Annotated in this window: 4 protein-coding genes; 2 read left to right on the forward strand and 2 right to left on the reverse strand. The window is 74.8% G+C overall.

Translation table 11 applies throughout. The features are described 5' to 3' along the window. Positions 1-421 (reverse strand): winged helix-turn-helix domain-containing protein (locus G3I41_RS05925; protein WP_164399248.1); only part of this gene is annotated, 421 nt, incomplete at its 3' end. On the opposite strand from G3I41_RS05925, the gene G3I41_RS05930 reads away from it, so the two are divergent. Next, entirely contained in the window at positions 420-1,364 is a 945-nt protein-coding gene (locus tag G3I41_RS05930; protein WP_164399249.1) for a DMT family transporter, read from the forward strand. The genes G3I41_RS05925 and G3I41_RS05930 overlap by 2 nt on opposite strands. 50 nt (positions 1,365-1,414) lie before the next feature. Further along, positions 1,415-1,630, forward strand: coding sequence for a DUF1918 domain-containing protein (locus G3I41_RS05935; RefSeq protein WP_164399250.1), 216 nt, complete (start codon positions 1,415-1,417; stop codon positions 1,628-1,630). 16 nt (positions 1,631-1,646) lie between these two features. Here G3I41_RS05935 and G3I41_RS05940 read toward each other — a convergent pair. After that, positions 1,647-2,835 (reverse strand): family 10 glycosylhydrolase (locus tag G3I41_RS05940; protein WP_164399251.1); only part of this gene is annotated, 1,189 nt, incomplete at its 5' end.

Consider the following 2,835-nt stretch of genomic DNA (forward strand, 5'->3'; position numbering starts at 1 on the left):
GGGCCAGGGCGGCGGCCAGGGCCCGCTCGGGCTGGAGCGAGACGTGCAGATAGCCGCCGTTGAGCTCGATGACCCCGGTGGGCGGGGCGGCGAGGCTGAACAGGAGGCCGGAGACGTCGACGCTGCGGGGCACGGCCTCCGGGAAGCCGCCACCGCTCAGCGAGACCTCCTGCCAGGAGGTGTCGCCGGCCGGGGGCGCCGGCCGGGCGGCGGGCTGCGCCCGGTAGGCGCCGGAACCGGGGCGGGTCACGACGAGCCCTTCGGCGGCGAGCTGGGCGACCGCCCGCGACACGGTCACGGGGCCGGCCCGGAAGCGCTCCACCAGAGCCCGGCTCGACGGCAGCTTCTCCCCCGGTGAGTAGCGGTCGAGCTCGGACCGCAGGACTGTCACCAGTTCCGCCACACTGCTACGCTCATGCATGAGAGCACAGAGTAGCGCTACTGCGCCGATCACGATAGCGGTCACCGCCTCCGGCGTCGGCCCGAGCCCGTCGGCCCCGGCCGGCCGGGGAACGCTGCTCGCGCTGCTGGGCGTGGTGACGTTCTCGCTGACCTTCCCCTCCACCGCCTGGGGCCTGGAAAGCTTCGGTCCCTGGTCCCTGGTCGCGCTGCGCGGCCTGCTCGCCGCGGCACTGGCCGGCGGTTTCCTGCTCGCGGGCCGGGTCCGGACGCCGGCCCGCGAGCACTGGGCGGGGCTGGCCGTCGTGGCCGGCGGGGTGGTGGTGGGCTTCCCGCTGCTGACGACGCTGGCGCTGCGGACGTCCACGACCTCGCACGCCGCGGTGGTCGTGGGGCTGCTCCCGCTGACCACGGCGGTCCTCTCCTCACTGCGGACCGGGACGCGCCCGCCCCGCGCCTTCTGGGCGGCGGCGGTGGCCGGGGCGGCCGTGGTGATCGTCTTCACCGTGGCGCAGAGCGGCGGGGCGCTGTCGGCCGGGGACCTCTACCTGTTCGGCGCGCTGCTGGTGTGCGCGGCCGGGTACACGGAGGGCGGCAGGCTGGCGAAGGCGATGCCGGGCTGGCAGGTGACCGGCTGGGCGCTGATCCTCACGCTGCCGCTCAGCCTCGCGGGCGCCGCCGTCGCGCTGGCGTACGAGCCGGTGCACCCGAACGCGCACGGGGTCGTCGGGCTGGTCTGGGTGTCAGCCGTCTCCACGTTCCTCGGGCTGTACGTCTGGTACCGGGGCATGGCGGAGATCGGGGTGGCCCGGGCCAGCCAGCTCCAGCTCGCCCAACCGCTGCTCACCCTGTTCTGGTCGTTCTTCCTGCTCGACGAGGAGGTCTCGGCGGCGGCCCCGGTGGCGGCCGTCGCGGTCCTGGTCTGCATCGCGCTCACCCAGCGCGCGGCGCGCACCCGGTCCTAGACTGGTCAGCAGCAGGGCACGCACGCCATCCCGCGAGGAGGTCACTCCCGATGGAGGCACACAAGGGCGACCGGCTGCTGACGCACGGCAGGACCGTGGGCCAGCACGACCGGGTCGCCGAGATCGTGGAAGTGCTCGGAGCCCGGGGCACTCCCCCGTACCGCGTCCGCTTCGGCGACGGGCACGAGCATCTGCTCGCACCGGGCCCCGACACCGTCGTCCAGCACACGGGCTGCGCGGCGGGCCGGGACGCGGACATCACCTAGGCCCCACGGCCGGCCCTCAGCGCGGCGGCCTCGCGCGGCTCCGGTAGTGGTCGGCGACCACCCGGTCCATCGCGCCGATCCGGTCCGCCGCCACGCTCTTCGCCGAGAAGTACACGTGGCCGCGGACCTGGTCGTACCCGGCCGCCAGGCCGATGTGGCGGGACAGCTCCGCCGGGTCCTGCCAGGCGGCCGGCTGGGCCGGGTCGCCGCACTTGTACAGCGCCTCGCCGATGAACAGGTCGACGCCCGTCCCGCGCACCGTGTCGGACCACCACGGCACGAGCGCGGCGTAGTCCGCGGCGGCGTTGCCGATGTGCCAGTACAGCTGCGGGACGACGTGGTCCAGCCACCCCTTCTGGATCCAGCCGCGCGTGTCGGCGTACAGGTCGTCGTACGTCTGCACCCCCGCCCTCGTCGGCGAGCCCGCCGGGTCCGTGTCCGCGTTGCGCCAGACGCCGAACGGGCTGATCCCGAAGCGGACGCCGGGCTTCAGCTCCTTGACGCGCTGGGACATCTCGCGCACGAGCCGGTCCGTGTTGTCGCGGCGCCAGGCCGCCCGGTCGGGGAAACCGGCGCCGTACTTCTCGTAGGCGGCGCCGTCCGCGAAGCTCTGGCCGGCCACCGGGTACGGATAGAAGTAGTCGTCCCAGTGCACGGCGTCGATGTCGTAGCGGCGGACCGCGTCGAGCATCGCGTCCTGGACGAAGGCGCGGACCTCGGGCAGGCCCGGGTCGTAATAGAGCTTGCCGCCGTACGGCAGCACCCAGCCCGGATTGCGGCGCGCGGGGTGGGAGGCGGTCAGGCGGGACGGGTCGGTGTGGTTGGCGACCCGGTACGGGTTGAACCAGGCGTGCAGCTCCAGACCCCGGTCGTGCGCCTCCCGCACGGCGGTGCCGAGCGGGTCCCAGCCGGGGTCCTTGCCCTGCGTCCCGGTCAGGCACTCGGCCCACGGCTCGTACGCCGACGGCCACAGCGCGTCGGCGGTCGGTCGGACCTGGAGGATCACCGCGTTCAGCTTCCGTGCCACGGCCCGGTCGAGGACGGCGGCCAGCTCGTCCCGCTGCGCGGCGGCGGACAGACCCGGCTTCGACGGCCAGTCCGTGTTGGCGACGGTCGCCACCCACATGCCGCGCAGCTCGCGCCGCACCACATCGCGTCCGGCGGGCGGCCCGGGCAGGGCCGGCGCCCGCCCGGGCCGGGCGACC

This window comes from Streptomyces sp. SID9727 (genome assembly GCF_010550605.1).
Classification (GTDB): domain Bacteria; phylum Actinomycetota; class Actinomycetes; order Streptomycetales; family Streptomycetaceae; genus Streptomyces.